General features: G+C 48.1%; 5 protein-coding genes. 2 read left to right on the forward strand and 3 right to left on the reverse strand.

The window, feature by feature from the left end; all coding sequences use genetic code 11:
- Nucleotides 1–386 precede the first annotated feature (386 nt).
- Nucleotides 387–851 (reverse strand): hypothetical protein, encoded by a 465-nt coding sequence (locus CMQ96_RS28155; protein WP_061583928.1) that lies wholly within the window; start codon nucleotides 849–851, stop codon nucleotides 387–389.
- A gap of 239 nt (nucleotides 852–1,090) precedes the next feature.
- Here CMQ96_RS28155 and CMQ96_RS28160 point away from each other — a divergent pair, with 239 nt between their 5' ends.
- On the forward strand, nucleotides 1,091–1,699 hold the full coding sequence (locus tag CMQ96_RS28160; protein ID WP_063859057.1) for a hypothetical protein: 609 nt from the start codon (nucleotides 1,091–1,093) through the stop codon (nucleotides 1,697–1,699).
- Between the two features lie 3 nt (nucleotides 1,700–1,702).
- On the opposite strand, the gene CMQ96_RS28750 is transcribed toward CMQ96_RS28160, so the two are convergent.
- A complete protein-coding gene (locus CMQ96_RS28750) occupies nucleotides 1,703–1,873 on the reverse strand; it encodes a hypothetical protein (RefSeq protein WP_152924371.1) in 171 nt (56 codons plus the stop codon).
- A gap of 970 nt (nucleotides 1,874–2,843) precedes the next feature.
- Here CMQ96_RS28750 and CMQ96_RS28170 point away from each other — a divergent pair.
- Nucleotides 2,844–3,044: an antitoxin VbhA family protein gene (locus CMQ96_RS28170; protein ID WP_063859058.1), complete on the forward strand. Its 201-nt coding sequence runs from the start codon at nucleotides 2,844–2,846 to the stop codon at nucleotides 3,042–3,044.
- On the opposite strand, the gene CMQ96_RS28785 is transcribed toward CMQ96_RS28170, so the two are convergent.
- A partial coding sequence (locus CMQ96_RS28785; RefSeq protein ID WP_217993231.1) for a hypothetical protein occupies nucleotides 3,037–3,250 on the reverse strand: 214 nt, incomplete at its 5' end. The two genes, CMQ96_RS28170 and CMQ96_RS28785, sit on opposite strands and share 8 nt — an antisense overlap.

Below are 3,250 nucleotides of genomic sequence, written 5' to 3' on the forward strand. Positions count from 1 at the left end.
AAATTTCGACGCGTCGAAATTTCTGCGTGCTGATCACCCACGTTAAATCTGCCCCCCTCATGTTGCTCAGCCATGCCTGACGGCTTGGCCAACGCCTCACGGTCGCACAGTAAACTGCGCACCCGTTCACCGTTATCGGGGAAGTTAATCACCTAAAATCCGCCTTTAGTGCCAGCATCCGCCCGAAATAGGCTGCTATTCACTCGTATGCATAGCCATGCAGGCACGCAGAAATCATCAGGGGCGTTTTCCAGGGGTATGGGCAGGGAAAGGTGCCGGAAACGTCCCTAAGGCCGCAGAAACGCGCTGAGGGGCTCTCAGGGGGTGCGGCCAAGAGATGTTATGGTAAATTGGACTCTCTACAGGAGAGTGTGTTTGTCAGCCTATTAACTTTTCGGATTACCGCGCTTCTTAGGTCTATTAACTTCACTTTTTCGATTCGCCTCTCTTTCTTCGATGAGCTCTTTCGAAAAACCTTCCAGCAGGTCTACCAGTCCGTTCAGATCGTAATGGTTTGTTGTTCTGGCATTGTCTTTCCCTTCTTTGTATCGAGGTATCCGCTTGATGGCACCACACTGTTCCAAATGAATAAAACTTCTTTGAACGGTTTTTAGTGAAACGCCCAGCATGTTCGCCAGTCTCTTTTTCGAAGGTCTTGGGGGGTTATCTTTTTCCCACCAATGCATTATGAGGTTTATGAGAACCATCGTATCAATACAGCTAAGACCCAACCTGGACTGATTTTCCAGTAAGGCATTTGGGATAATCGTCCATCCTGCAGAAATGTTTGTCTTCCCCCACTTGCTTACGTGGTTCTTTACTTCGCTCGACAGGTTATTTTTGTCTTCCATAAAACATGCATCCTGTGGTCATCTGAGGCTAGAGGGCATTTTATATATTGAACGTTTTACCGTTCACCTTGCGTCATTGTCTTAACGTATTGTCCCACTATATCTTTTTCTGTGTGGTCAAATCAGACCGTACCCTATGGTTTTTAAAGTCCACAGGGTGGGGTTTAAATGTACCATAGGATATGGTCTTTGTTGACCACTAACCAAAATGTTAGCAAATGATTTAAAGTGGTTTTTTTATGGCAAAATGTTTACTGGTCAAGGTCAGGAGGGAGACGAGCGTGGCGGTTTTTAGACAATGCGAAATTAGAGAAAAATATCTCGCGATTTACAAAGAGTCATTCGATGAAGTTATAACTTATCTTGAGAAGGCAGGCGCTTTAGAGCCCGGCGTTTTAAGGCTCACTACAATCGATGACAATGCTATTCGTGCATGGAAGAGCCAATGGAAAGGCAGGTCTCGTAAGCACGCTCATGGTGCTTGGGATTGGCAGAACCTTGTATCAAAGAGAGCTCGTTCTTGTAAAAGATTTGATGTGGCTGTTTGGGGAGAGGATGTGCTTTGTGGGCTTTCAGTTGGAAAGCTAACCCGTGGTAAAAAGACAGTTAGAATGGATTATCTAGAGGCTTGTCCAACCGCTCATCCGTTGGAGAAACGAATCACAATGATTGTGGTTGCTGTGGCTCTGTCAGTAGCTAAAAAAGTAGGGGCACAGCACGTAGCCATATTCAACCCGATAAAAGACAAAGAAGAAAAAGTGTTAAAACACTACCAGTCTTACGGGTTTACACAAAGAATGTTGTATGGACGCTTTTTGAAAAACGTGCTGTACAAAGAAGTTGTTTGATAGCTATGCGCCGTGAATACGACCACGTTGAACAAAGCCGTCATCTACTTTCATAGCAAGCAGGATGAAGTCCATAAGACCCTGATTGATTGGAGCTGAATCAGGAGAGGATGGATCCATTTTGCGTTGCTGTGCCTTTACCAGCTCACTTTTGCGCTCAGATACATAACTCATCTTGTGACTCTCTGTCTTGTATGGGGATGTAGACACTATAACAAGTGGATAAAAAAATAACGAGATCTCTATATTTTCAAAAAGAGATGACTGTTGTTGACTCGCCTCTTCTGCAAAGCGTACTCTTTTCTTTCAAAAGAAAAAAACCGCCTTTGCGGGGCGGTTTTTTTCCAGTTCATTGAGTTTGCGGCTCTTTGAACCTAGGTAACAGTCTTGTGCGAGACGTGTCACCAAATCTGTCCTTCCAGTGTAGCTGTAGTCAGGCTTTAACTTCAAGAACTCTCGATACACCTCTCGCACTCACTGCTACCAATGGCTACCGCCAGTGGCGCTTTGTCGTGTCTTTCAGGGTTGGATTCAAGAGTACAGTTACCTGATAAAGACGTGGTAGTCGGGCTGAACGGGGAGTTCGTGCATACAGCCCAGCTTGGAGCGAACCACCTACAAGGAACCCAGTTGCACGGGTAGGAATGAGAAAACGCCACCTTACGGCGGACTGCAACGGGTAAACCTCAGGGTGGGAACAGGAGAGCGCACGAGGGAGCGACCCATCGGAAACGGTGGGGATCTTTAAGTCCTGTCGGGTTTCGCCCCTTCTGATTTGAGCGCCGGAAATCGCCTGATTTCTGTGAGTCTCGTCAGGAGGGCGGAGCCTATGGAAAACCGGCAACGTCTCCGCTCTCTTTCACTCTCCGTTATGGCCTTCTGCCTGAGCAAGTAACGCTCGCCGCAGCGTCATGACCGAACGAAGTGAGCGAATGACCGAGGAAGCGTAATTTCTGTAATGCTGAACAGGGCTCTTATCGCTCGGTACTCCTGTTTCCACCCTGATACACGCTCTGCTGCAACGGTTTCCTGTCGGTTTCCACTTTTGCCTGCACAGCTATACAACGGCAACATCCGGGCAGGACATGTAAAGTTAGCTAACTTTACGCCTGCCTTATTCGCATGACTGCTCAAAGGAAAACCCATGATTGATGATCGTACACGACAACTTCGTGTAGACGGATTCCGTAAGGCCGAGGCTTCTCTCCGGCTTGAAGGCATGGCCCCGTCCGGAACCCCGCTTTATGAGTCCGTAAAGGCACGGATTCTTTCCGGTGACATTACCTTCGACGAGGGCCGTGCTGAAATACGGGCTCATTACCAGAAGCGGTCGAACTTTAACTGACGCGGACAGGAAATGTTTTGTGTCCACAGCCGGCTGCGCCGGCGCCACAAAACAGCGGGACAAGATGTGTCTTTGGAGTACCGCCGGCACGCCAAAGCCTCCTGGTCAGGCTCTGCCCGACACCCTGAAAAATTTCGACGCGTCGAAATTTCTGCGTGCTGATCACCCACGTTAAATCTGCCCCCCTCATGTTGCTCAGCCATGCC

This window comes from Klebsiella sp. MBT K-1 (assembly GCF_002556465.1).
Classification (GTDB): Bacteria; Pseudomonadota; Gammaproteobacteria; order Enterobacterales; family Enterobacteriaceae; genus Klebsiella; species Klebsiella grimontii.